The sequence below is a fragment of the Mesorhizobium sp. M7A.F.Ca.CA.003.01.2.1 genome (assembly GCF_003998945.1).
Classification (GTDB): domain Bacteria; phylum Pseudomonadota; class Alphaproteobacteria; order Rhizobiales; family Rhizobiaceae; genus Mesorhizobium; species Mesorhizobium ciceri.
Window position 1 is genome coordinate 1 of record NZ_RZRA01001188.1, and the last position, 1,412, is coordinate 1,412.

2 protein-coding genes are annotated in these 1,412 nt (G+C 62.7%); one reads left to right on the plus strand and one right to left on the minus strand.

Annotated features, from left to right (window positions below; genetic code table 11):
• Positions 1–843, minus strand: an 843-nt coding sequence (locus EN969_RS31055) for an adenosine deaminase (RefSeq protein ID WP_127419733.1), incomplete at its 3' end; no start/stop codon positions are given.
• Positions 844–977: 134 nt separating this feature from the next.
• Here EN969_RS31055 and EN969_RS31060 point away from each other — a divergent pair.
• Positions 978–1,412, plus strand: a 435-nt coding sequence (locus tag EN969_RS31060; protein ID WP_127419734.1) for a class I SAM-dependent methyltransferase, incomplete at its 3' end; no start/stop codon positions are given.

Below are 1,412 nucleotides of genomic sequence, written 5' to 3' on the forward strand. Positions count from 1 at the left end.
ATCGTATTCACGCTTGAGCGAGGTCCAGAAATAGGGCGGATCGTCGGAATTGAGCGTCACCTTGCAGCCTGCCGCCTGCAGGGCCGGAAACGGATGATCGGCGAAACTGTCGAACACCTTGAGCGCGATGTTGGAACCGGGGCAGCATTCCAGCACGATACCCTCGTCGGCGATGCGCCGGACGAGGTCCGGGTTCTCGATGGCGCGCACGCCATGGCCGATGCGGGACGGGCGGATGTGATCCAGCGCCGCCTGGACGGTCTCCCAGCCCGTCAGTTCGCCGGCATGGATGGTGATGCCGAGCCCGGCTTCGCGAGCGATCTCGAAAGCCCTGACATAGTCCTCCATATCACCGATCCGCTCATCGCCGGCAACGCCGAAACCGGTGACCAGCGGATGCCCGCAGCGCGCCGCGAAGCGCGCCGCCTGCTCGATCGACTCGACGCCGACATGGCGCACGCCGGTGACGATCATGCGGCCCTCGATGCCGGTCTTGGCCTTGGCGCGGGCCATGCCTTCGCCGAGCGCGTCGGTATAGGCCTTGGGCGACAGGCCGGCTTTTTTAGCGTGGTCCGGCGAGGTGAACACCTCGGAATAGATGGCGCCGTCGCGGGCAAGGCTGGTCAGATAGTGGTCGGCCAGCCGCGCATAGTCCTCCTCGGTCCGGAACAGATCGGCGGAAAAATCATAAGCCGCCAGGAAGGAGGTGAAATCGTGCCAGACGAAGGAACCGTTCTGGATATAGGGCGAGGTGTCCTTGCCGTATTTCTGCGCCTGGCGGATGACGAGTTCGGGCGCCGCTGCCCCTTCGATGTGGCAGTGCAGTTCCGCTTTCAAAGGCATTCAATCATCCCGTCGGTCCGTCCAGGTCTCGAAAACCCGCCACCTGGAAGCGCGGCTGAACACCGCGCCTTAAACAATAGCGCCCGCACCATCGATCGGCTATGGTCCCGCCGGTTTTATGACGGATCAAAAAAATGTCAGTTGAGAGAACCACGGCCGCGGGCGGCATGGAAACCTCCTATGGTTTCAAGCGTGTAGGGGCTGGCGACAAGCAGTCCCTGGTCAACGATGTTTTCCACAAGGTCGCCAACCGCTACGACCTGATGAACGATCTGATGTCGGCCGGCCTGCACCGGCTGTGGAAGGACGCCATGGTCACCTGGCTCAATCCGCCTAAACGGGCGGGCTGGAAGGTGCTCGACGTTGCCGGAGGCACCGGCGACATTGCCTTTCGCATCGTCGATGCCAGCCACGGCAATGCCCATGCCACCGTGCTCGACATCAATGGCTCGATGCTGGCTGTCGGCCGCGACCGGGCCGAAAAGAAGGGCCTGTCCGGCAACACCGATTTCGTCGAGGCCAATGCCGAGGAACTGCCCTTCCCTGATGCCACATTCGATGCCTATACC